A 24,116-nucleotide genomic window follows, 5' to 3' on the forward strand; every position below is an offset into this window, starting at 1 on the left:
GTCATCCACAGCTTGTTCACATCGGGCGCGGGGGATGGGGAACTTTTGCCTGTCAAGAAAATTATTTCAGAAAATTTCGCGCGATGCGGCCTTTTTCATATTCGCCGGAAAAGGGTTTGAATCACAATGGCTTTGTCAAAACATGCCAGTGCAGCGCAAGCTCCGAACCCGTCTGCGCTAACCACATTCCTTAAAAATCCGTTAGTCGTGGCCTTGCCCTATCCACAGCGAGTTCGTTATTGTCGGTCTATCGAGAGGGACGGGCCGTTGGCCCTTAGCCCAGCCTGAATCGGCCAGCAAAAAATGGCAGAATTCGTTGCGTGGATCATTTCCGCGTACGGGCTTGGTTTGTCTTTTCGACACGGTAGGGGATTTGCGTAATTGTACATGGCAGATCAATGACGCGCCGGCGTTTTCGCCGGACGGAATTGTATTGCCCTGACATGACCAAAGCGGGCTGGCTCTGATGAGGCGGCGCCGGTTCCCTGACAATGAGGCGACATCATCTGCCGGCGGCGGCGAGGGTGTCGCCGCGAGGACACGGTCGCCGGAAACATGGATGCAGGAGGCGCATTCCCGGCGGAAAAAAGGTACAAAAGGACAAGGAACTCGATCATGCAAAGCGGCATCGAAAGGGAGCTTACGGGCGACCTCCCATTCCCTGGAACCTTAACCGGAGGGGACGCTATGTCGGCTTCCATCGACGCGGAACAAAAGTTCGACCGGGTCAAGGCCCAGTTAAAGGCGCGTCTGGGAACCGAAGTCTACTCGAGCTGGTTCGGACGCATGAAGGTCGCCGAGGCGTCCCGGGGCATTGTCCGCATCTCGGTGCCCACCGCCTTCCTGCGCTCGTGGATCAACGGCCACTATCTCGACCTCATAGCCGAGCTGTGGAAGCACGAGGATCCTGAAATCCTAAAGATCGAGATCGTCGTGCGCACCGCTACCCGCCCGGGGCGCAACGGCGTCGAGCCCGAAGTGGTCCCGGCGCGCAAGATGACGAGGCAAGCGCAAACGGCGCTGGCCGCGGGAACAGCAGGCCCCGGCAGGGTGGAGCGGATACCGGCACCTCGCCCGGGAATGCCTGCAGAGTCGGAGTTCCGGCACAATGTGCTCGGTTCGCCGCTTGACCCGCGCTACACGTTCGGCTCCTTTATTGAGGGACCGTCGAACCGGGTGGCGTTTGCCGCCGCCAAAGCGGTGGCGGAATCGCAGTCGAGCGCGGTACGCTTCAATCCGCTCTTTCTTCACGCGACGGTGGGGCTGGGCAAGACGCACCTGCTGCAGGCGATCGCGGCGGAATCGCTGAAGCAAAATCCGAAGTCGCGTGTCGTCTATCTCACGGCCGAATATTTCATGTGGCGGTTTGCCACCGCGATCCGCGACAACAACGCGCTGACGCTGAAGGAACAGCTGCGCGACATCGACCTTCTCATCATCGACGACATGCAGTTCCTGCAAGGCAAGTCGATCCAGCATGAATTCTGCCATCTGATCAACATGCTGCTCGACAGCGCCAAGCAGGTGGTGGTCGCAGCCGACCGGCCGCCGTCGGAACTGGAATCACTTGAGCCCCGCGTCCGCTCGCGCCTCAACGGCGGCGTCGCGCTCGAAATGTCGGCGCCGGATTTCGCCATGCGCATCGGCATGCTCAAGCTGCGCCTTGCCACCGCCAAGGCCGATGATGCGTCGCTCGACATCTCGGACGAGATCCTCAACCATGTCGCTCGCACGGTGACCGGCAGCGGGCGCGAACTCGAAGGTGCGTTCAACCAGCTTCTGTTTCGCCAGTCGTTCGAACCGCAAATCACCATCGACCGCATCGACGAGATCCTCGGCCACATCTATCGTTCGGGCGAGCCGAAGCGGGTGCGCATCGAGGACATCCAGCGGATCGTCGCGCGCCACTACAATGTGTCGAAGACAGAACTTCTGTCCAACCGGCGCACGCGGACGATCGTCAAGCCGCGGCAGGTCGCCATGTACCTGTCGAAGGTGATGACACCGCGCTCCTTGCCGGAGATCGGACGGCGTTTCGGTGGCCGCGACCACACGACGGTGCTGCATGCGGTGCGCAAGATCGAGGATCTTTCAGGCGTCGACAACACGCTGGCGCAGGAACTCGAACTGCTGAGAAGACTGATCAACGATCAGGCCTAACCGGCCCGAAAAACGCCGGCTAGCGGACTTCGCCAGTTTTATCCCCAGAAAGCCCGCGTAACCGGTCCGAACAGGTAGCGCGGGCTTGCGTTTACGGGTTTTTTCCTGTCAGTTTGTGCAGATTCTGAGCCTGTTCAGACCTTTCGCGGGTTGCCGCTTACCGGAGACCCGCTCATTCATTCAAGCGAGCCTGTTTCGTCATGCGTGTTGTCCTGGAACGGTCAAATCTCCTGAAGTCGCTCAACCACGTTCATCGCGTGGTCGAGCGGCGCAATACCATACCGATCCTGTCGAACGTGCTGCTGAGCGCCGAAGGCACCACCCTTGAAATGAAGGCGACCGACCTCGATCTGGAGGTGACCGAAGCCACGCCCGCCAAGGTGGAGCGCGGCGGGGCGACGACGGTTCCGGCGCATCTGCTCTACGACATCGTGCGCAAGCTCGCCGACGGCGCGGAGGTCATGCTGAAGTCCGACGAGGACGGCAACGCCATGACGGTGACGTCGGGCCGCTCGAGCTTCCGTCTCCAATGTCTGCCGCAATCCGATTTCCCGGAGCTTTCGGCCGGATCGTTCTCGCATATCTTCCGGCTCGATTCGGTCGCGCTCAAGGGCCTGATCGAGAAGACTCAATTTGCCATCTCCACCGAAGAGACGCGCTACTACCTGAACGGCATCTACCTGCATACGCATGACGCCGACGGCAAGCTGAAGCTGCGCTCGGTAGCGACCGACGGCCACCGGCTGGCGCGCGCCGAGATCGACGCGCCGGCAGGATCCGAAGGCATGCCGGGCATCATCATTCCGCGCAAGACGGTCAGCGAGCTGCAAAAGCTTGTCGATGACCCGAACGTCGCCGTGACCACCGAATTGTCCGACACCAAGATCCGTTTCACCATCGGAAGTGTCGTTTTGACCTCGAAGCTGATCGACGGCACCTTCCCGGATTATCAGCGGGTCATCCCGACCGGCAACGACAAGAAGCTGATCATCGACCGCCAGAGTTTCGCCGCCGCCGTCGACCGCGTCTCGACCATTTCGTCGGAACGCGGCCGGGCAGTGAAGCTTTCGATTGGAGAAGGCCAGGTCACGCTTGCGGTCAACAATCCGGATTCGGGCAGCGCCACAGAGGAACTGGCCGCGGACTATTCGTCCGACGCGATTGAAATCGGCTTTAACGCCAAATATCTGCTCGACGTCGCCGCCCAGTTGACCGGCACTGAGGCAAAATTCATGCTGGCGGACGCCGGTTCGCCGACGCTGATCCACGACATGGCCGACGAAACCACGCTCTACGTGCTGATGCCGATGCGGGTATAGGCCGAACGAGGCCATCTTGCTGTCATGACCGGAGTTGCGAAGCAGTCTGAGCGCGACCAGCAGACTCATATAAGTAAGCTGTCACTTACGAATTTCCGCAATTACGCAACACTGTCGATCGACCTCGACCCCGGCGCCGTGGTTTTTTCCGGTGACAATGGCGCCGGCAAGACCAACCTGCTGGAAGCGATTTCCCTGCTGACGCCGGGTCGCGGCCTGCGCCGTGCACCTTATGCCGACGTGGCGCGTGAAGGCGGGGACGGCGGCTTTGCCATCCATGTCCGGCTCGATGGGCCGGACGGACCGGTCGAGATCGGCACCGGCATTGCAGGCGGCGACGCCGCCGGCGAGGGCAGCCGGCGGGTGCGGATCAATGGCGCGGCAGCGCGCTCGGCGGAGGACATGCTGGAATGGCTGCGCGTCGTCTGGCTGACACCGGCGATGGATGCTTTGTTCACCGGGCCGGCCGCAGACCGCCGGCGCTTTCTCGACCGGCAGGTGCTGGCGATCGATCCAGGCCACGGCCAGCGCGCGCTCGACTACGAAAAAGCGATGCGCGGCCGCAATCGGCTGTTCGCCGAAGGCTCGCGTGACGGCGCCTGGTTCGATGCGATCGAGACGCAGATGGCCGAAACCGGTGTAGCGATTGCCGCGGCGCGTGCCGAACTGGTGCGCCTGCTAGCCGCCATGATCGACAGGCTGCCAAGCGCCGGCCCGTTTCCGCAAGCCGACATCGGCCTGTCGGGCACGTTGGAAAGCGAAGTCGGCACCACCGCGGCTGTCGATGTCGAGGAGCGGTTCCGCCAAGCGCTTGCCGAAGGCCGCGATCGCGACCGCGCCGCCGGGCGCACGCTCGACGGCCCGCACCGTTCGGATCTCGTAGTGCGGCACCGGCCCAAGGCGATGCCAGCCGAACTGTGTTCGACCGGCGAGCAGAAGGCGCTGCTGGTCGGCATGGTCCTGTCGCATGCTCGGCTGACCGGCGAGATGTCGGGCATGACGCCGATCCTGCTGCTCGACGAGATCGCCGCCCATCTCGACGGCGGCCGGCGTGCCGCGCTGTTCTCGATCCTCGAAGAGTTGAACTGCCAGGCTTTCATGACCGGAACCGATGCGGCGCTGTTTTCCAGTCTCAAGGGACGCGCGCAGTTCCTGACCGTCGATCATGGCATGGTTAGCCCAACCATTTGACTTCTTGGATATCGTTATCCCAAGACTGCTGCGCACCCTCTGGCCAAGCCCGAGGGCAGGCTTTGCGGGTGACGTGCATTGAAGCCTGACAAGGTTTTTCTTCCGCTATATGGTCCGGCGATGATCACCACCGCGCTAACCGACGAAGAACTCGAACGCTACGCCCGCCACATCGTGCTGCCCGAAATCGGCGGCGCTGGCCAGCAGCGACTGAAGCGGGCGCGGGTCCTGGTCATCGGCGCCGGCGGGCTCGGAGCGCCGGTGCTCGAATATCTGGCCGCAGCGGGCGTCGGCACACTCGGCATCGTCGACGACGACAGCGTCTCACTGTCGAACCTGCAAAGACAGGTGATCCACGGCACCGATGCTGTCGGCATGGCGAAAACCGACAGTGCCAAAACGGCGATCGCCCGCATCAATCCCAACGTCGCGGTGGAACTGCACAATCTCAGGCTGACGGCGGACAACGCCCCTGACCTCGTCGCCCGTTATGATATCGTCGTCGACGGCTCCGATAATTTCGAAACACGTTATGCGGTGGCCGACGCCTGCGCCGCGGGAAAGCGGCCGCTGGTGCATGCCGCCGTCGGCCGCTTCGACGGCTCGGTGACCGTGCTGAAACCGTTCGAGACCGGCACGGACGGCAGGCCAAATCCAAGCTATCGCGATCTTTTTCCGGAACCGCCGCCGTCCGGCCTGGTGCCATCCTGCGCCGTGGCCGGCGTGCTCGGCGTGCTGACCGGCGTCGTCGGCACGCTACAGGCTATGGAGGCGATCAAGCTGATCGCCGGCATCGGCGAGCCGCTGGTCGGCCGCCTGCTGCTTTACGATGCGTTGACCGCGCGCTTCGACACGATCCGCTACAAGAGAAACTAGATCTTGGGCAGCGTGGTTTCCGTCGCGCAGCTTCCGGCCGATTTCGACCGTTGGGACGATGTGCTGGCGCTGATCATGCGCGCCTTCGCCGCCATGGACGGCGTGATCAACCCGCCATCTTCGGCGCATCGGCTCACGGTCGAAAATCTCCGGGACAAGGCCCGGCAAGAAACGGGCTTTGCGGCGCTGAAGGACGGCAGGATCGTCGGCTGCGTTTTTGTTCTGGAACGGGCCAGTGATTTCTATGTCGGAAAGCTCGCGGTCGAACCAGATTTTCAGGGACAAGGCATTGGCAGGCAGCTGATGCAAGCTGTCGAGGATCTCGCCCGCAACCGCGGCAAGCCTGCGATCGAGCTTCAGACGCGGGTCGAACTGACCGGAAATCACGCGGCCTTTGCCCGCCTCGGCTTTAGCGAAACGGAACGGACAGCGCACAAGGGCTGTGACCAACCGACCTCGATCACCATGCGCAAGGTGCTTTCGTAAGCCCTCGCTGACTTAAGATGGGCGGCCGGTCACGTTCGCAGCGGCAGTACGCGATCCGGCGGCCGGTGGCCATCGAAGAAGGCGCGGATGTTGATGATCACCTTCTCGCCCATGTCGATCCGGCCCTCGAGCGTCGCCGACCCCATATGCGGCAACAGCACGACCTTGCCCTTGGCGGCGAGCTTCAGCAATTTGCTGTTCAGCGCTGGCTCATGCTCGTAGACGTCGAGGCCGGCGCCGGCGATCTTGCCGTCTTGGATCAGCTTGACCAGAGAGTCCTCGTCGATGATGTCGCCGCGCGCTGTGTTGACGATGTAAGCGGACGGTTGCAGAAGCGCCAGCCGCCGCGCCGAAAGCAGATGGAAGGTCGCCGGCGTCGACGGACAATTGACCGATATGATGTCCATGCGGGCAAGCATCTGGTCGAGGCTTTCCCAGTAGGTCGCCTCCAGCTCATCCTCGACCGCCGGCAGCACGCGATGGCGGTTGTGATAGTGGATCGACAGGCCAAAGGCCTTGGCCCGCCGGGCGACGGCGGTGCCGATGCGGCCCATGCCAACAATGCCGAGGCGTTTGCCCCAGATACGTCGGCCGAGCATCCAGGTCGGCGACCAGCCGGCCCATTTCTTGTCGCCGGTCAGCACATTGGCGCCTTCCGCCAGCCGCCGCGGCACCGCCAGCATTAGCGCCATGGTCATGTCGGCCGTATCCTCGGTCAACACGTTCGGCGTGTTGGTGACGGAAATGCCCTTCTTCGCTGCTGCCGCCACATCGATCTTGTCGACGCCGTTGCCGAAATTGGCGATCAGCTTGAGGTTGTCGCCAGCCTGAGCGATCAGAGCTGCGTCGATATGATCGGTTATGGTCGGCACCAGCACGTCGGCTTCCTTGACCGCCGCGACCAGTTCCGGCTGCGTCATCGGCCTGTCTTCGACATTCAGCCGGGCGTCGAACAGCTCACGCATACGGGTCTCGACCGGGTCGGGCAGCTTGCGCGTAATGACGACGAGGGGCCTTTTTCTGCCTACCATTGTTTCCTCGAAACCCGACCTCGTTGAGACCTCTTTAACCAAGACAGGCGAAACTGCAGGCCGGTCGCGGTGCCAGTTCTCCATGTAACAAGAGGTTCCGCCGAAGACAAAGAAAAAGGGGCGCCAAGGCCGATGAGCCGGCGCCGAAAGGAATGAAAGTGTCTGGTTTCGCGTCGCTCCGCCTGGCCCTCAGCGCAGCATTTCTCGGCGCTCTCCTTTATTCACCTCATGTGGCGGCACAGAATGCAGCAGCACCCGCCCAGAGCGCAACGCTCGGGCCGAGCGGCCTGCCGCTGCCGCGTTTCGTCAGCCTGAAAGCGGGCCGCGTCAACTCCCGCGTCGGACCAGGCGTCAACTATTCCGTCGACTGGATGTATATGAAGCCCGGCCTGCCGATGGAGATCATCCAGGAATTCGACACCTGGCGTCGTGTGCGCGATGCCGACGGCTCGGAAGGCTGGATCAACCAGTCGCTGCTTTCAGGCCGCCGCACGGCGATCGTAGCACCCTGGCAGCGGGGCAAAGATGCCCGAGTCAACCTTCTCGATGACCCGGAAAAGGATGCCAGCATCGTCGCGATCATCGAGCCGGGCGCCATGGGCACGATCAAGTCCTGCGACGGCCAGTGGTGCGAGATGACCTTCAACGGCCACACCGGCTGGCTCGCCCAGTCGCTTGTCTGGGGCGCCTATCCGGGCGAACGGGTCAAGAACTAACCTCTTCTTGGCGGTTCGGGATCACGGTCGAGAGGCAGATACAGCCGAGACGGATATCTCGCGGCCTCATAAAGAGCGGATCAATCGCAGCGTTTGGGACGCAGCCTCACCACGATATCGACATTGGCGATCTCCATGCCTTCCGGCGGCTCCGGCAGGTTGGAAACCGTGACAGGACCGCTGGCGATATCGAAGATCCTGTTTTCGCCTTCGACGTAGAAATGATGGTGATCTGAGGTGTTGGTGTCGAAGTAGGTCTTCGATCCCTCAACGGCCAGGATGCGCAGAAGGCCCGCCTGGGTGAATTGATGAAGGGCATTGTAGACGGTGGCGAGCGAAACCGGCACGCCGGCGGCGATCGCCTCCTCGTGCAGCTCCTCGGCCGAAAGATGGCGGTCGCCTTTGGCGAAAAGCAGATCGGCCAGCGCAATGCGCTGACGCGTCGGCCTCAAGCCAGCTTCGCGAACCCGCTTGTCCACAGCCACATTTTCCTTCCGGCAGCCCAGATCCATCTATGTGCCCAAGCTCAAAGTTTTGCCTCAAGACATGCCCAGAATGCCAAAAACCGAACATTGACCGAACCTGGACACCCCCCGACATATATTCTGTCGGCCGAATACGATCAATAGCGCGCATTGACCCAGGCAGACGGGCAGGTTAAGCGCAAACGCCGGTTTCCGGCCGGAAATAGATTGTGTTAGGAAACCAACGACAAGGGCGCGCTACCGCCCGGACCATTACGGGGACGAGATTGATGGCGGTTTCGAAATCCAGCTACGATTACGAAGAACTGCTTGCCTGCGCCCGCGGCGAGCTGTTCGGACCTGGAAACGCCCAGCTTCCCTATCCGCCGATGCTGATGTTCGACCGCATCACCGAAATCAGCGAGACGGGCGGTGCCTTCGACAAGGGTTTCATCCGCGCGGAATTCGACATCAAGCCGGACCTGTGGTTTTTCGCCTGCCATTTCATCGGCAATCCGATCATGCCGGGGTGCCTGGGTCTCGACGCCATGTGGCAATTGACGGGATTCTACCTCGGCTGGCTCGGCGAGCCGGGCAAGGGCATGGCGCTGTCGACCGGCGAGGTTAAGTTCAAGGGCATGGTGACGCCGTCGGTCAAGAAAGTGGAATATTGCGTGGACTTCAAGCGCGTGATGCGCGGACGGCTGGTGCTTGGCATCGCTGATGGCTGGCTGAAGGCGGATGGCGAACCCATATACGCAGCGACGGATCTCAAGGTGGGTCTGTCCAAGCAATCGGCCGCCGCCTGATCGGCGCGCCTCCGCAGCGCCGCGGGTCCGCAGGACGCGCAAAGGAAGCTGTAGAATTTAATTTGCGCATGATCCTTGTCCGACAGGTTTCGGGTTCATGCGCTGGAAGGAGTTGCGAATGAGACGGGTCGTAGTGACAGGCCTCGGCATCGTGTCGTCGATCGGCAACAATGCCAACGAGGTGCAGGCCTCGCTCCACGATGCCAGATCCGGCATCAGCTTTTCCGATTCATTCGCCGAACACGGCTTCCGCTGCCAGGTCTGGGGAGCGCCGACGCTCGACCCCTCGGCGCTGATCGATCGTCGCGCCATGCGCTTCCTGTCGCAAGGTGCGGCCTGGAACCATGTCGCCATGGACCAGGCTATCGTGGACGCTGGACTAGGCGAGAACGACATCACCAATGAGCGCACGGGTATCGTCATGGGATCGGGCGGACCATCGACCCGAACCATCGTCGAAGCCGCCGAAACCACGCTCAAGAATGGCAGCCCCAAGCGCATCGGCCCGTTCGCAGTGCCGAAGGCGATGTCGTCGACCGCTTCGGCGACACTCGCCACCTGGTTCAAGATCCACGGCGTCAACTATTCGATCTCTTCGGCCTGCTCGACCTCGGCGCATTGCATTGGCAATGGCTACGAACTGATCCAGTGGGGCAAGCAGGACATGGTCTTCGCCGGCGGTCATGAGGATCTCGACTGGACGATGTCGGACCTGTTCGACGCGATGGGCGCCATGTCCTCCAAGTTCAACGACCGGGCATCGGCCGCCTCGCGCGCCTATGACGTCGATCGGGACGGCTTCGTCATTGCCGGCGGCGCCGGCGTGCTGGTCCTGGAAGAGCTCGAGCACGCCAAGGCGCGCGGCGCAAAGATCTACGCCGAGATCGTCGGCTATGGCGCGACTTCCGACGGCTACGACATGGTGGCGCCCTCAGGCGAAGGCGCGGTTCGCTGCATGCGGCAGGCGCTGGCAACCGTCTCTTCGCCGGTCGACTACATCAACACGCATGGCACCTCAACGCCGGTCGGCGACTCCAGGGAAATGGGCGCGATCCGCGAGGTGTTCGGCGAAAACATGCCTTTCATCACCTCGACGAAATCACTGACCGGCCATTCGCTGGGTGCGGCCGGCGTGCAGGAATCGATCTACTCGATCCTGATGATGCAAGGCGGCTTCATCGGCGAGAGCGCCCATATCGAGCAGCTCGATCCGGAATTCGAGGGCATGCCGATCGTGCGAGATCGCATCGACGATGCCAGGATCGACACCGTTTTGTCCAACTCGTTCGGTTTCGGCGGCACCAACGCAACGCTGATTTTCCAGCGCTATTCCGCATAAGGATTGCCGACCATGGATGGATTGATGAAGGGCAAGCGCGGGCTTGTCATGGGTGTCGCCAACGACCATTCGATCGCCTGGGGCATCGCCCGGAAACTGTCCGAACATGGGGCAGAACTCGCCTTCACCTATCAGGGCGAAGCCTTCGGGCGCCGGGTCAAGCCGCTCGCCGACAAGCTCGGCTCCTCGCTGGTCGTGCCTTGCGACGTCGAGGACAGCGCATCGGTTGCCGCTACCTTCGAGACCTTAGGCGAGGCCTGGGGCGGGCTGGACTTCGTCGTCCACGCCATCGGGTTTTCCGACAAGAACGAGCTGAAGGGCCTTTACGCCGACACCAGCCGCGACAATTTCGTCCGCACCATGGTCATCTCCTGCTACTCCTTCACCGAGGTCGCCCGTCATGCCGCCGCGCTGATGAAGGGCAGCGGCTCGATGATCACGCTGACCTATGCCGGTTCCGTCCGTGTCATGCCGAACTACAACGTCATGGGCGTGGCCAAGGCCGGTCTGGAAGCCAGCGTCCGCTATCTCGCGAACGACTACGGCCCGCGTGGCATCAGGGTGAACGGCATATCGGCCGGACCGGTGCGGACATTGGCGGGCGCAGGGATTTCCGATGCACGCCACATGTTTTCCTACCAGCAGCGCAACTCGCCGCTGCGCCGTACAGTGACCATCGACGAAGTCGGTGGTTCCGCGCTCTACCTCCTGTCCGACCTGTCGTCGGGCGTCACCGGCGAAATCCACTATGTCGATTCCGGCTACCACATCGTCTCGATGCCGGCGCTCGACGAGCTGAAGCGGACCGACAGCGTACGAGATTAATTCGGCCCGTAAAAAATGCGACGGCCTTGCCGGCAAGCAGACTGGTCGAAGAACGCGGCCATAGATTCGCGAACGGCGCCTTGCCGATCTGCACTGAACGCCGCGTTCAGCGGCGCGCCGCGAGAATCTTGAACATGCCGTCGCGGGCGAACTCCGCATGGCTGGAGAAGGCGGCCGCCAGCACCGGCTCGTAGGGAAGCTGACGGTTCGCCACCATGAACAGCCGCCCACCCGGCTTCAGCGCCTTTGCCGCGGCGCGGATCATGCCGGCACCGATCTCCGGCTCGGCCGCCCGGCTACGATGGAAGGGCGGGTTCATGACGATGGCGTCATAGCGCCGCTCGACCGGCTCGCTCAAAAGATCGATCCAGAAGAAATTGGGTTCCGCCGCTGTATTGCCGATATTGCCTTTCGCCGCCTCCAGCGCATCGAACTCGGCCTCGTAGAGATCGAGCGCCGATATGCCAGGTGAGCGGGCGGCGACCTCGGCCGCCACATAGCCCCAGCCGGCGCAGAAATCGGCAACGCTGCCACGCAGATCTTTAGGCAGGTTGTCCACCAGCAATTTCGAACCGGTATCGATCTTCTCGAAAGAGAACATGCCTGGCGCGGTGCGGAACCGGGCCTCTAGCAGAAGGGTTGGATTGGCGGCGCGAAGCGCTGCCGCGACCGCGGCGTTGGCCGGTCGACGGAACCAGAAGGCGATGCCGTGATGTTTCGGCAAATGGCCGTCGAGCGGCACAAGCTCGCCGATGCGCTTGCGCAGGCTGGCAATGCCATAGTCCTTGGCGCCGGCGACGATAATTGATCCGCCCGGCCTCACACGCTCAATCGCCTCAGCGATGCGCAATTCGTTTTGCCCGCGATGACGGCCGGCAAGCACCAATGCCGCATCGAAACCTTCGCCCTCCAGGCGCGGCGTGACCGTGAAGCCTAACCCCTGCAGCGCACGAAAATGCGGGCGGAAGCCTTGCACCAGATGCAGTGCTGCATGGAAGCCTTCGGGCAGGCGGAAACCCGGCTCGGCGCCCAGAAAGAGGATACGCTCGCCCTTACGCGGCAGGGAGACAGCCTCGGCCTCGAACGGATGGAACAGTGTCTTCAGCGGCTCGGCGGACATTCTTCGGCCTCGAAATGCAGCTGGCTTGTCTTGGAAATGAAAACGGGCGCGACCTTCCGGCGCGCCCGCTTCGATTGTACCGTCAGATCGCTCAGGCGGCGTCTTCTTCGCCTTCGGCCTTCTTGTCGCGGGCGATTTCCTTGCCGGTGGCCTGGTCGACGACCTTCATCGACAGGCGGACCTTGCCGCGCTCGTCGAAGCCCATCAGCTTGACCCAGACCTTGTCGCCTTCCTTGACGACGTCAGAAGTCTTGGCGACGCGGTCATTGGCGAGCTGCGAGATGTGGACGAGGCCGTCACGCGGACCGAAGAAGTTGACGAAAGCGCCGAAGTCGGCGGTCTTGACGACCGTGCCCTCGTAGATCTCGCCGACTTCCGGCTCGGCGACGATGGTGTGGATCCACTTCTTCGCCGCCTCGATCTCCTTGGCGTTGGACGAAGCGATCTTGACCGTGCCGTCGTCCTCGATGTTGATCTTGGCGCCGGTCTTTTCGACGATCTCGCGGATGACCTTGCCGCCCGAGCCGATCACGTCGCGGATCTTGTCGGTCGGGATGTGCATGACCTCGATGCGCGGCGCGAATTCGCCGAGTTCGGAACGCGCGCCGGACAGCGCATGGCCCATTTCGCCGAGGATATGCTGGCGGCCATCCTTGGCCTGGTCCAGCGCGATCTTCATGATCTCCTCGGTGATGCCTTCGATCTTGATGTCCATCTGCAGCGAGGTGATGCCGTTGGCGGTGCCGGCAACCTTGAAGTCCATGTCGCCGAGATGATCCTCGTCGCCGAGAATGTCGGAGAGCACCGCGAAGCGCTCGCCTTCCTTGATCAGACCCATGGCAATGCCGGCGACCGGCTTGGCCAGCGGCACGCCGGCATCCATCAGCGCCAGCGAGGTGCCACAGACGGTGGCCATCGACGACGAACCGTTGGACTCGGTGATCTCCGAGACGACGCGCAGCGTGTAGGGGAACTGGTCTGATGTCGGCAGCATCGGGCGGATCGCGCGCCAAGCCAGCTTGCCGTGGCCGATCTCGCGGCGGCCGGGCGAACCCATGCGACCGGTTTCACCGACCGAATAGGGAGGGAAGTTGTAGTGAAGGAGGAACTTCTCCTTGTACATGCCGGTCAGCGAATCGACATACTGCTCGTCCTCGCCGGTGCCGAGCGTGGCGACGACCAGCGCCTGGGTCTCGCCTCGGGTGAATAGCGCCGAGCCATGGGTACGCGGCAGGACGCCGACTTCGGAGACGATCTTGCGGACCGTCTTCAGATCGCGGCCGTCGATGCGCGAACCGGTGTCGAGGATGTTCCAGCGCACGACCTTGGCCTGGAGCTCCTTGAACACGGTGCCGATCTGCTCGGACGTGTATTTTGCTTCTTCGCCTTCTGCGGGCGCGAACGCAGCCTTGACCTTCGCCTTGACGGCGTCCACGGCGGCATAGCGCTTCTGTTTGTCGGTGATCTTGTAGGCGTCGCGAAGTTCGCCTTCGACGATCTTCAGCATCTCGGCTTCAAGCGCCGAATAGTCTGGCGCGGTGAAATCGCGCGGATCCTTGGCGGCGACCTCGGCCAGCTTGATGATTGCGTCGATCACCGGCTGGAAGCCGCGATGGCCGAACATGACGGCGCCGAGCATCAGATCCTCGCCGAGCTCCTTGGCTTCGGACTCGACCATCAGCACGGCGTCAGAGGTGCCGGCGACGATCAGGTCAAGCTTGGATTCCTGCATCTCGTCGACATGCGGATTGAGCACATATTCGCCGTTGATGTAACCGACGCGGGCGCCGCCGACCGGGCCCATGAAGGGGACGCCGGACAGCGTCAAGGCCGCCGAGGTGGCGACGATCGACAGGATGTCCGGATCGTTTTCGAGATCATGCTGGACGACGGTGACAACGATCTGCGTGTCGTTCTTGTAACCGTCAGCGAAGAGCGGGCGGATTGGACGGTCGATGAGACGGGAGACCAGCGTTTCCTTTTCGCTCGGGCGGCCTTCGCGCTTGAAATAGCCGCCCGGGATCTTGCCGGCGGCATAGGTCTTTTCCTGGTAGTTGACGGTCAGCGGGAAGAAGTCGAGGCCGGGCTTCGGCTCCTTCATCGAAACGACGGTGGCGAGAACCTTGGTTTCGCCGTAGGTGGCGAGCACCGCGCCGTCAGCTTGGCGCGCAATTTTGCCGGTTTCGAGGATGAGCGGACGGCCGCCCCATTCGATTTCCACTTTGTGGTGATTGAACATGTCTTGTCCTTCATATGCGGAAAGGGCCGCGCCGTTTCACCGTGCGCGAGTGCCCCTTTCCGCTGGCTTCGTTTCTCGGGCAGCCACGGGCAAGACAACGGGAAGCTCGGGTAAATCCGGCGCGGCTGCCGGGCGAGCGTCCTGCAATCCTGCCCCATGACCGTCCATGGGCGGTTTCGAATGGCCCTGTGCTATCTCGAAACCGGGTCTGGCCAATCGATTCGATTGACCTTGCGCGTGGCCCCGAAAGCCGCGGCTCTCGGAAAATGCCTTGCACAAATTCAAAATTTCAGAGCGTCCTATTTGCGCGTCCAAATCGATGCGCGGCGCTCTACTTCCTGCATTAGAGCAATGGACTGCTCCAATGCGCGACCGGCGGGCTCTCGAAAGAACCCGCCGGTCAATTCGTCAGCGGCGCAGACCGAGCTTCTCGATCAGCGTCTGATAACGCGCATCATCCTTGCGCTTGAGATAATCAAGCAGGCTGCGGCGCTGGGAGACGAGAGCGAGCAGACCACGGCGGGAATGGTTATCCTTCTTGTGGTCCTTGAAATGATCGGTCAGGTTCTTGATGCGCTCGGAAAGGATGGCCACCTGGACTTCCGGAGACCCGGTATCGCCCTTGGCGGTTGCGAATTCACCCATCAATTCCTTCTTGCGCTCGGCAGTAATCGACATCGTGTTTTTCCTTATCTGTTTGAGGAAACGGGACGCCCTCGGCCGGGATGTCGTCCAGCAGGGGCCGGTACAAGCAAGGTGTCATTGCACGATGCTGCGGCGCATATAGTGCAATTCAGGCAAAAACACCAGCCCAATTCACAAGCCGGCTTTTTGCTGCACAAACGAAGATTTCCCTTCGGCTAAAGCCACTTCTTCCATCTGAAGAAAGCGACAAGCACGAGCGCGACAACGGCCATGAACACGAGCGCCGCCGGATAGCCGTATTGTGCCTTCAGCTCCGGCATGTTCCATGGCGAGGTTTCGGGATCGAAGTTCATGCCCCACACGCCAGCAAGAAAGGTGAGCGGGATGAAGATCACCGAGACGATCGTCAGATAGCTGATGACGTCGCTGGTGCGTGCCTGGCTCAGCGACACATGCATCTCGATCAGACCGGTCAGCATGTCGCGCTGGGTCTCGACCAGTTCGATGAGCCGAAGCGAGTGATCGAGCGTGTCGTTCAGGAAGATCTTGGTCTCGGGCTTCACGTAGGACACGTCGTTGCGGATCAGCGTCGCCAGCGCATCGCGCATCGGCCAAAGTACCCCCTTCAACACATTGGCATCGCGCCGCAACTCGTGAAGCCGCCGCATCTGGTGCTTGTCCGCCGCGCGCAGCATCTGGTCCTCGATGCTGTCGACCAATTCGCCGGCAGTCTCGATCGGCGGGAAATAGCTGTCGACGATGGCGTCGATCAGCGCATAGGCGAGATAGTCAGCACCGCGTGTGCGCAGCCGGTTGGGCATCGAGCTTTCGATGCGCTTGCGCACGGGGTCGAACGGATCGCCCTCGCGCTCCTGGAAGGTGACGACGAAGTTCCTGCCGAAGAAGACCGCAATCTGCTCGTAACGATGCGCGGTGACGTCGTCGATCATCCTGACGACGACGAAGGCATGGTCCTCAAAGAAATCCACCTTCGGCCTCTGGCCGGTGTTGACGACGTCTTCCAGCGCCAGCGGATGCAGGCTGAAAATCCGGCCGATCTCCTCAATCAGCGGGATGTTGGCGAGACCGGTGCAATCGAGCCAAATTACCGGCCATGTGTGGCAATGAGCGTTGACATCGTCGATGCTGGCATTTTCGATTGTCTCGAATTTGTCGGGCGACATCAGTGTCAGTCGCAGTTCGCTGCGCCGCGCCGCCGGGTCGGCGATCAGTGTGCCGGGTGATGCGCCGACCGGCGGCCGCCGTGCCATCACCGGCGCCCGCTTCTTGATCGTCTCGGCCTTAGCCATGTGTCCCCTCGGATGCTGCGTCTGATCGAGATTAGACGACGGGACTCACCCGGCAAAGACCCGCTTCGGCTTGAACATGCCTTGCTCGATGGCCCCGATGGCGACCAGCTTGCCGCGCGCCGTAGCGCAGGCTTCCTCGGCTTCCACCGGCGCGTCGCGGCCACGGATGATGACCGGATTGCCGAGGCGAATTTTTGTTGCAGCGTCGTCGCTGATCGCGATCTGCGGCAGGCAGTCGAGCGCGGCTGATGTGTCGACCAGAAGCGCGTCGATGGCGTCGAAGTCGACTGGCACCGTGTCCGCTGAATCCGAACGTTCATCGCCCTGTTCGCCGAAGCGGGCGGCTTCCAGCTCGGCGATGGTGACGAAGTCTTCCTGCGTGAACGGCTCGACCTCGATCCGGCGCAGTTCGGCAATGTGGCCGAAACAGCCGAGGTCGCGGCCCATGTCGCGGGCCAGAGAGCGCACATAGGTGCCCTTGCCGCATTCGACCTCGAAAATGCTGCGATCAGCACTGTGCTCGATCAGGTCGAGGCGGCCGATCTCGACTTCCCGCGCCGGGATGTCGACCGTCGCGCCGTCGCGGGCAAGGTCGTAGGCGCGCTCGCCTGCGATCTTGATGGCCGAAAATTGCGGCGGCGTCTGCATGATGACCCCGGTGTATTTCGGCATCAGCAAAAGCACATCGGCTTCTGCCGGACGCTGTTCGGAACTTTTTGTCACCGGCCCTTCGAGGTCATCGGTCGAACGCTCCTCACCCCAGGCAACGGTGAAGCGGTAGACCTTGGCGCCATCCTGGACATAGGGCACGGTCTTGGTCGCTTCGCCGAGCGCAATCGGCAGCATGCCGGAAGCGAGCGGGTCGAGCGTGCCGGCATGGCCTGCCTTTTCAGCCTGGAACAACCATTTGATCTTGGAGACGGCCTCGGTCGAACCCATGCCGACGGGCTTGTCCAGCACCAGCCAGCCGGAGATCGGCCGACCCTTCTTCTTGCCGCGACGCGCCACTATTTTTCGTCCTTGTCGTTGTCTTTATTCTGGTCGCCAATCTGCGCGTCAGGGTCGAGATCACGCGCCACTTCTGGCGAGTGCAGCAATTCGTTGATTTTCTGGAAATTGTCGTAACTGGTGTCGAGCCGGAAGCGGAACTCCGGCATGTATTTCATCTGCCGGAGCGCGCCTGAGACGCGGCCGCGCACGAATTTAGCATGCTTGTTGAGCGCTTCGACCACGGCATCGGCATCACTAGCGTCAAGCGGCGAGACGAAGGCGGTGGCGATCTTCAGATCGGGCGACATGCGCACTTCCGAGACCGAAACCACAGCATTCTCGACCAACGGATCGAGGATCTCGCCACGCTGCAAGGTTTCCGACAGCGCGTGGCGCACCTGCTCGCCGACGCGAAGCATGCGCTGGGATGGACCTGACGTGGTTGAACGGGGCATTTTTCTCTATCCTGAAATCGTGAGGCACGGGATAGAACCGCGCCGCATGTCTCATATGCTTTGGGCGGCGGCCTTTCGACCACCGCCCGGTCTCAATAGATGCTCGAACTCAAGATGCTCGAACTCAGAGCGTTCTGGTCACCATCTCGACGCGGAAGCACTCGATGATATCGCCGACGCGCATGTCCTCGTAGTTCTGGAAGGCCATGCCGCATTCCTGGCCACCCGGGACCTCCGCCACTTCGTCCTTGAAGCGCTTGAGGGTCTTCAGCGTGCCTTCGTGGATGACGACATTGTCGCGGATCAGGCGAACGCCCGCACCGCGCTCGACCTTGCCTTCGGTGACACGGCAGCCGGCGATCTTGCCGACCTTGGTGATGTCGAAGATCTCGAGGATCTCCGCATTGCCGATGAAGGTCTCGCGACGCTCCGGCGACAGCAGGCCCGACAGCGCCGCCTTCACGTCATCCACGAGATTGTAGATGATCGAGTAGTAGCGGATCTCGATGCCTGCCGCCGCGGCAGCCGCGCGCGCCTGCACATTGGCGCGGACGTTGAAGCCGATGATTGCGGCACCCGAGGTTTCCGCCAGCGACACATCGCTTTCGGTGATGCCGCCGGCGCCCGCATGGACGATGCGCGCACGCACCTCGTCGGTGCCGAGCTTGTCCAGCGCCGCGTTGATCGCCTCGATCGAGCCCTGCACGTCGCCCTTGATGACCAGCGGGAATTCCTTCAGCCCGCTCGTCTGCAGTTGCGACATCATCTGTTCGAGCGAGCCACGCTGGCCGGCATGCTTGGCCACCGCCTTCTCGCGCGCCAGACGCTGGCGATATTCGGTGATCTCGCGGGCGCGGGCTTCATTGTTGACCACGGCGAAGCGGTCGCCGGCCTGCGGGGTTCCTTGCAGACCGAGCACCTCCACCGGCATCGCCGGCGGCGCTTCCTTGATTTGCCCGCCGCGGTCGTTGACCAGCGCGCGCACCCGGCCCCATTCGTTGCCGGCAACGAGGATATCGCCGGGCATCAGCGTGCCGGTCTGGACCAGCACGGTGGCGACGGGGCCGCGGCCCTTGTCGAGCTGGGCTTCGATGACGACGCCCTCGGCGGTGCGGTCCGGATTGGCCTTCAGGTCGAGGATTTCGGCCTGCAGCAGGATCGCTTCGAGCAGCTTGTCTAGATTGGTGCCCTTGGTCGCCGACACTTCGACGTCCAGCACCTCGCCGCCCATCGATTCGACGAAGACTTCGTGGCGCAGCAGTTCCGAGCGCACCTTCTGCGGGTCGGCGTCATGCTTGTCGATCTTGTTGATCGCCACGATGATCGGAACGCCGGCCGCCTTGGCATGGCTGATCGATTCGATCGTCTGCGGCATCACGCTGTCGTCGGCCGCCACCACGAGGATGGCGATGTCTGTCGCCTGGGCGCCGCGGGCGCGCATCGCCGTGAAGGCGGCGTGGCCGGGCGTATCGATGAAGGTGATCTTGTGACCGTTCTTCTCAACCTGATAGGCGCCGATATGCTGGGTGATGCCGCCTGCCTCCCCGGACACGACATTGGCATTACGGATGGCATCGAGCAGCGAGGTCTTGCCGTGGTCGACATGGCCCATGATGGTCACCACCGGCGGACGCGGCTCGAGAACTTCGGGACGATCGGCGATGTTGAAGAGGCCTTCCTCGATGTCGGACTCGGCGACGCGGCGAACCGTGTGGCCGAATTCGGTGGCGACCAGCTCGGCCGTGTCGGCGTCGATGACGTCGCCCGGCTTCAGGATTTGGCCCTGTTTCATGAAGAACTTGACCACATCGACGGCGCGCTCGGACATGCGCTGCGCCAGTTCCTGGATGGTGATGGTTTCGGGCAGTATCACTTCGCGCATGACTTTCTCGCGCGGTTCGTTATGCAGCGCGCGCTTGAATTTCTCCTGGCGCCGACGCATCGACGACAGCGAACGCGCACGCGCATCCTCATCGGAAAGTGCGGCATTCAGCGTCAGCTTGCCGCGGCGGCGATCTTCCTCGCCTTTGGTCGGCTTAGCCGGACGCGCCACTTCGGGCGTAACCGGGCGGCGCACCGGGGCACCGGCGCCGGTCCGCTTCGGCTTGATGTCCTCGTCGTCGACTGTCGCAAGTTCGGCGGCCAGCGGCGCGCGGCGACGCGCCTCTTCCTCGGCACGCCGGCGGGACTCGGCCTCGGCCTGCAGCCGGGCTTCTTCCTCGGCCTGGCGGCGCGCGGATTCCTCGCGCTCGCGACGGCGGCGCTCTTCATCCTCGGCGCGGCGCTTCGCCTCTTCGATGGCGCGCTGGCGATCCTCGACGTCGCGCACCTTCGAACCCTCAAGGGCCCGGCGGCGCGCCTCCATCTCATTGCGGGACAATTCGTTCAGCACCATGCCGCCGCGTTCGACCGGCGGCGGAGGCGGCGGCGCCTTGGGCGCTTGCTGCACAACGGGCGCTGCCGCGACCGGCGGCTTCGGCGTGAACACGGACACAGGGGCAGCGGCCGGCTCCGGCTTGTCGCCGGGCAGCGAGAACTTGCGCTTCTTGGTCTCGACCACGACCGCCTTGGTGCGGCCATGCGAGAAGCTTTGGCGCACGGTGCCCTGTTCCGTACCGGGGCGCTTCAGCGTCAAGGTCTTCTTCGGCGTCACACTCAACGTCTTTTCGTCGCCCGATTTCGTATCGCTCATTCCATATCCTCTGCGGCATCATCTTCGTCAGCAACGGCCGCAAGCCTTGCCAGATCGTCCGGGGAACCGCCCCGATACCGGTCGAGCGCGACCATGCGCTTCTGGACCGCCCTGCCCGCGTCTCCCGCGAGAACGGCAGCATGTATCACATTTGTACCCCCCAATGCCAAGCTCAACTCGGCCTCGGGGAAAAGTTTGTAGGCGAGGATGGCGGGGCCGCCAAGATGGACGGTTGCCCGTCGCGCCTGGCTGATCTTGCGGACGCCGTCATCTGACGCCTCGGTCGCATGCAACACGAAAAGCGCCAGCCCACCACGCACCGCGCTCTCGACCTTGGTGGCGCCGAGCGCGATCGAGCCTGCCTTTCGGGCAAGACCGAGCATGCCCAGAGCGGATCTGGAAAGCAGCCCGTCGACCATGCCGCCGAGATCGGTCGGCACGGTCACCTGCGCCTTGAAGGCGCGAGCGAACAAGTTTTTCGCTGCCGCCTTGTCGATATGTAGGCGGTCGGCCGTCACCCAGCAACCGCGGCCGGGCAGGTTTTTCTTGATATCCGGGACGACGGCCGAATCCGGGCCGACGACGAAGCGGATCAATTCATCCGGTTCGGCCTGTCTGCGCGTAACGATGCAAGTGCGATCGTTCATCTCGTCCAAGGGCGGGTTGTGTGGGATGCGGTTTCACCTCACGCACCAACGGCTTCGTCAGCCGGTACGTCTTCGGCTGCAAGCTCGTCTTCGGTGATCCAGCCTGCCTTGAGGCGGGCGGCCAGAACCATCTGCTCAGCATCGGCGCGCGACACGCCGTGACTGGCGAGCACGCCGGGGAACACCTTCGTCTCGCCGTCCTTGCGTTCTTTCCAGCCGGTCAGGTCATCGGCCGCATAGCCGGCGAAATCCTCGATCGTCTTCACGCCGTCCTCGCCGAGCGTCACCATCATGGCGGTGGTCACGCCAGGAATCTCACGCAACTCGTCCTTGACGCCCAGCGCCTTGCGCTTCTCGTCATGCTCGGCTTCGATCTTCTCCAGATACTCGCGGGCGCGGGCCTGGATTTCCGAGGCGGTGTCCTCGTCGAAGCCGTCGATCGACGCGATCTCGTCGGCATCGACATAGGCGACTTCCTCGACGCTGGTAAAGCCTTCGGAGGCAAGCACCTGGCCGACCATCTCGTCGACGTTGAGCGCATCCATGAACAGCGCCGAGCGTTCGACGAACTCCTTCTGGCGGCGCTCGCTCTCTTCCTGCTCGGTCAGGATATCGATATCCCAGCCGGTGAGCTGCGAGGCGAGCCGGACGTTCTGACCACGGCGGCCGATGGCCAGCGACAGCTGGTCGTCCGGCACCACGACTTCGATGCGTTCGGCATCCTCGTCAAGCACGACCTTGGCGACTTCCGCTGGTTGCAGCGCGTTGACGATGAAGGAAGCAGCCGAAGGCGACCACGGAATGATGTCGATCTTCTCGCCCTGCAATTCGCCGACCACCGCCTGAACGCGGCTGCCGCGCATGCCGACGCAGGCGCCGACAGGATCGATGGAACTGTCACGCGAGATGACGGCGATCTTGGCGCGCGAACCCGGATCGCGAGCGACCGACTTGATCTCGATGATGCCGTCGTAGATTTCCGGCACTTCCATGGTGAACAGCTTCGCCATGAACTGCGGATGGGTGCGCGACAGGAATATCTGCGGACCGCGCTGCTCGCGGCGCACGTCATAGACATAGGCGCGGACGCGATCGCCATATTTGTAGTTCTCGCGCGGGATCAGCTCGTCGCGGCGGATGATCGCCTCGCCGCGGCCGAGATCGACGATGACGTTGCCGTATTCGACGCGCTTGACGGTGCCGTTGACGATCTCGCCGATGCGGTCCTTGTACTCGTCATACTGGCGGTCGCGCTCGGCCTCGCGCACCTTCTGCACGATGACCTGCTTGGCCGACTGGGCGGCGATGCGGCCGAAATCCATCGGCGGCAGCTGTTCGGCAATGAAGTCGCCGAGCTGGGCGTCGGGATTGCGCTCGCGCGCGGAGGAAATGGCGATCTGCGTCGCATAGTCGTCGACTTTCTCGACCACTTCCATCAGCCGCTGCAGCTTCATCTCGCCGGTATTCGGATTGATGTCGGCACGGATGTTGGTTTCCTGGCCATAGCGCGAGCGCGCAGCCTTCTGGATCGCATCCGCCATGGCGGCGATGACGATCGACTTGTCGATCGACTTTTCACGCGCGACCGCGTCGGCGATCTGCAGCAGTTCAAGCCTGTTAGCGCTTACAACCATCGTTTTTCTCCCGAGCTTGTTGCCGAGCCTTTGCGCCCGGCAGCCCAATCACATTTCCTGTTCGGTTTCATCTTCCGCGCCCGCTTCTGCGCCCTCTGGCGCGTCTTCGGGTTCGCCGCGGCGCTTCTTGGCTTCCTTGCGCGCCCTGTTGTCTTTCGACAGCGCGTCGCGGATAAGGTCATCGGTCAGGATCAGCCGTGCCTCGGCAATCGCATCGTAGGGCACACGCACCGTCGGCTCTTCGCCATAGGCCGCCTTGTCGCGCTCGATCAGCACACCGTCCGCGTCGCTCTCGGCGATCTTGCCCTTGAAGCGCTTGCGGTCGGCGACAAGGACCGAGGTTTCCATCTTCACCAAATGACCCGTCCAGGTCGCGAAATCCGACTTGCGGACCAGCGGCCGGTCGATACCCGGCGACGAAACTTCGAGATGATATGCCTTTTCGATGGGATCATCGACGTCGAGCGCCGGCGATACTGCCCGGCTGACCTCTTCGCAATCCTCGACGGTCATGGTGCCGTCCTCGCGTTCGGCCATGATCTGCAGCGTCAGCCCGTTCTGGCCCGTCAAATGCACCCTGACAAGGCGGAAGCCGATGGCACGCAGCACCGGCTGCACGATCAGCGCGATGCGCGCATCGATGCCGCTTTCGCGGATGATGCGGTCGTCGCTGTCGGGTACCGTTGCCGTCATTCTACTTCTGTCGCTTTATTGGTGGGCGGAAGGTAATAAAAAAGAGCGGGACCGGGTGGACCCACTCTTCGCCATACCGACCAAGAACTTGAGCATGATATAGACGATCGCCGCCGTCGTTTCAAGTCCGCGTGCAGGACCGGGCGAAAAGTGCCGGAAGCGGCAGCGTTGCACAGGGCGCATGGCGGCCATGCGGCAGCCTCCCTGTGATATCGGGCAATACGCACCTATCTATGTTGCGCTGCACAAATTCAATCGCGCATCGCAGCAGGCGAAAGGGCATAATAATGACCAACCGCAGGGTTTTCTCGGCCATCGGCGATTTCTTCACCGTGTTCGGCAGCGCAGTCGCCGCTTCGCAAGCCGTCGAAGCCGGCCGCAAGCCGCGGGCGCACGATTTGCGCAATCTCGGCATGGATCCGGCCGCCTTCAACAAGATCGGTCGCTTCTAAGGCCGGCGGCTCAGGGCGAGGAT

Annotated in this window: 22 protein-coding genes; 10 read left to right on the forward strand and 12 right to left on the reverse strand. The window is 62.6% G+C overall.

What is annotated here, in order from left to right; genetic code table 11:
* Window positions 1-687: 687 nt before the first annotated feature.
* From dnaA to EOA78_RS14180, 5 genes are all read left to right on the forward strand, one after another.
* Complete coding sequence (gene dnaA, locus EOA78_RS14160) at window positions 688-2,160, forward strand: chromosomal replication initiator protein DnaA (RefSeq protein WP_245477499.1); 1,473 nt, start codon at window positions 688-690, stop codon at window positions 2,158-2,160.
* A gap of 200 nt (window positions 2,161-2,360) precedes the next feature.
* Window positions 2,361-3,479, forward strand: a complete 1,119-nt coding sequence (dnaN, locus tag EOA78_RS14165) for a DNA polymerase III subunit beta (RefSeq protein ID WP_127315669.1) — start codon at window positions 2,361-2,363, stop codon at window positions 3,477-3,479.
* 24 nt (window positions 3,480-3,503) lie between these two features.
* Window positions 3,504-4,670 (forward strand): DNA replication/repair protein RecF, encoded by a 1,167-nt coding sequence (gene recF / locus EOA78_RS14170; RefSeq protein WP_127315670.1) that lies wholly within the window; start codon window positions 3,504-3,506, stop codon window positions 4,668-4,670.
* Between the two features lie 120 nt (window positions 4,671-4,790).
* A complete protein-coding gene (locus tag EOA78_RS14175) occupies window positions 4,791-5,546 on the forward strand; it encodes a molybdopterin-synthase adenylyltransferase MoeB (protein WP_127315726.1) in 756 nt (251 codons plus the stop codon).
* Window positions 5,547-5,549: 3 nt separating this feature from the next.
* Window positions 5,550-6,032 carry a GNAT family N-acetyltransferase gene (locus EOA78_RS14180; protein ID WP_127315671.1) on the forward strand — a complete coding sequence of 161 codons (483 nt, stop codon included), beginning with the start codon at window positions 5,550-5,552 and terminating at the stop codon, window positions 6,030-6,032.
* Window positions 6,033-6,061: 29 nt separating this feature from the next.
* Here EOA78_RS14180 and EOA78_RS14185 read toward each other — a convergent pair whose 3' ends face one another.
* Window positions 6,062-7,063 carry a D-glycerate dehydrogenase gene (locus tag EOA78_RS14185; protein WP_029356930.1) on the reverse strand — a complete coding sequence of 334 codons (1,002 nt, stop codon included), beginning with the start codon at window positions 7,061-7,063 and terminating at the stop codon, window positions 6,062-6,064.
* A 158-nt stretch (window positions 7,064-7,221) separates the two neighbouring features.
* Here EOA78_RS14185 and EOA78_RS14190 point away from each other — a divergent pair, with 158 nt between their 5' ends.
* On the forward strand, window positions 7,222-7,779 hold the full coding sequence (locus EOA78_RS14190; protein ID WP_029356932.1) for an SH3 domain-containing protein: 558 nt from the start codon (window positions 7,222-7,224) through the stop codon (window positions 7,777-7,779).
* Between the two features lie 80 nt (window positions 7,780-7,859).
* On the opposite strand, the gene irrA is transcribed toward EOA78_RS14190, so the two are convergent.
* Entirely contained in the window at window positions 7,860-8,291 is a 432-nt protein-coding gene (irrA, locus tag EOA78_RS14195; RefSeq protein ID WP_127315672.1) for an iron response transcriptional regulator IrrA, read from the reverse strand.
* Window positions 8,292-8,533: 242 nt separating this feature from the next.
* Here irrA and fabA point away from each other — a divergent pair, with 242 nt between their 5' ends.
* From fabA to fabI, 3 genes are all read left to right on the forward strand, one after another.
* Window positions 8,534-9,052: a 3-hydroxyacyl-[acyl-carrier-protein] dehydratase FabA gene (fabA, locus tag EOA78_RS14200; protein ID WP_127315673.1), complete on the forward strand. Its 519-nt coding sequence runs from the start codon at window positions 8,534-8,536 to the stop codon at window positions 9,050-9,052.
* Window positions 9,053-9,170: 118 nt separating this feature from the next.
* A complete protein-coding gene (gene fabB, locus EOA78_RS14205) occupies window positions 9,171-10,391 on the forward strand; it encodes a beta-ketoacyl-ACP synthase I (protein ID WP_127315674.1) in 1,221 nt (406 codons plus the stop codon).
* 12 nt (window positions 10,392-10,403) lie between these two features.
* A complete protein-coding gene (gene fabI / locus EOA78_RS14210) occupies window positions 10,404-11,216 on the forward strand; it encodes an enoyl-ACP reductase FabI (protein WP_127315675.1) in 813 nt (270 codons plus the stop codon).
* Between the two features lie 106 nt (window positions 11,217-11,322).
* Here the strand turns inward: fabI and EOA78_RS14215 are convergent, their stop codons facing one another.
* The 10 genes from EOA78_RS14215 to rimP form a co-directional block, all read right to left on the reverse strand.
* Complete coding sequence (locus EOA78_RS14215) at window positions 11,323-12,336, reverse strand: class I SAM-dependent methyltransferase (RefSeq protein WP_127315676.1); 1,014 nt, start codon at window positions 12,334-12,336, stop codon at window positions 11,323-11,325.
* 91 nt (window positions 12,337-12,427) lie between these two features.
* The gene (gene pnp, locus EOA78_RS14220; protein WP_127315677.1) at window positions 12,428-14,575 is read right to left on the reverse strand and encodes a polyribonucleotide nucleotidyltransferase; all 2,148 of its coding nucleotides are present in this window, start codon (window positions 14,573-14,575) and stop codon (window positions 12,428-12,430) included.
* 408 nt (window positions 14,576-14,983) lie between these two features.
* Window positions 14,984-15,253, reverse strand: coding sequence for a 30S ribosomal protein S15 (gene rpsO, locus EOA78_RS14225; protein ID WP_006337962.1), 270 nt, complete (start codon window positions 15,251-15,253; stop codon window positions 14,984-14,986).
* A 182-nt stretch (window positions 15,254-15,435) separates the two neighbouring features.
* Window positions 15,436-16,530, reverse strand: coding sequence for a magnesium/cobalt transporter CorA (gene corA / locus EOA78_RS14230; RefSeq protein ID WP_127315678.1), 1,095 nt, complete (start codon window positions 16,528-16,530; stop codon window positions 15,436-15,438).
* 45 nt (window positions 16,531-16,575) lie between these two features.
* Complete coding sequence (gene truB, locus EOA78_RS14235; protein WP_127315679.1) at window positions 16,576-17,538, reverse strand: tRNA pseudouridine(55) synthase TruB; 963 nt, start codon at window positions 17,536-17,538, stop codon at window positions 16,576-16,578.
* Window positions 17,538-17,975: a 30S ribosome-binding factor RbfA gene (gene rbfA / locus EOA78_RS14240; RefSeq protein ID WP_127315680.1), complete on the reverse strand. Its 438-nt coding sequence runs from the start codon at window positions 17,973-17,975 to the stop codon at window positions 17,538-17,540. Before rbfA ends, truB begins: the two co-directional genes overlap by 1 nt.
* A 124-nt stretch (window positions 17,976-18,099) precedes the next feature.
* Window positions 18,100-20,667 (reverse strand): translation initiation factor IF-2, encoded by a 2,568-nt coding sequence (gene infB / locus EOA78_RS14245; RefSeq protein WP_127315681.1) that lies wholly within the window; start codon window positions 20,665-20,667, stop codon window positions 18,100-18,102.
* On the reverse strand, window positions 20,664-21,314 hold the full coding sequence (locus EOA78_RS14250) for an RNA-binding protein (RefSeq protein ID WP_127315682.1): 651 nt from the start codon (window positions 21,312-21,314) through the stop codon (window positions 20,664-20,666). The genes infB and EOA78_RS14250 overlap by 4 nt, the downstream gene beginning before the upstream one ends.
* A 38-nt stretch (window positions 21,315-21,352) precedes the next feature.
* The gene (gene nusA / locus EOA78_RS14255) at window positions 21,353-22,948 is read right to left on the reverse strand and encodes a transcription termination factor NusA (protein WP_029356954.1); all 1,596 of its coding nucleotides are present in this window, start codon (window positions 22,946-22,948) and stop codon (window positions 21,353-21,355) included.
* A gap of 48 nt (window positions 22,949-22,996) precedes the next feature.
* Window positions 22,997-23,641: a ribosome maturation factor RimP gene (rimP, locus tag EOA78_RS14260; RefSeq protein WP_127315683.1), complete on the reverse strand. Its 645-nt coding sequence runs from the start codon at window positions 23,639-23,641 to the stop codon at window positions 22,997-22,999.
* A gap of 287 nt (window positions 23,642-23,928) precedes the next feature.
* Here rimP and EOA78_RS14265 point away from each other — a divergent pair, with 287 nt between their 5' ends.
* Window positions 23,929-24,093 carry a hypothetical protein gene (locus EOA78_RS14265; protein WP_127315684.1) on the forward strand — a complete coding sequence of 55 codons (165 nt, stop codon included), beginning with the start codon at window positions 23,929-23,931 and terminating at the stop codon, window positions 24,091-24,093.
* Window positions 24,094-24,116 lie beyond the last annotated feature (23 nt).

The organism is Mesorhizobium sp. M5C.F.Cr.IN.023.01.1.1 (assembly GCF_003997585.1).
Lineage (GTDB): Bacteria > Pseudomonadota > Alphaproteobacteria > Rhizobiales > Rhizobiaceae > Mesorhizobium > Mesorhizobium wenxiniae.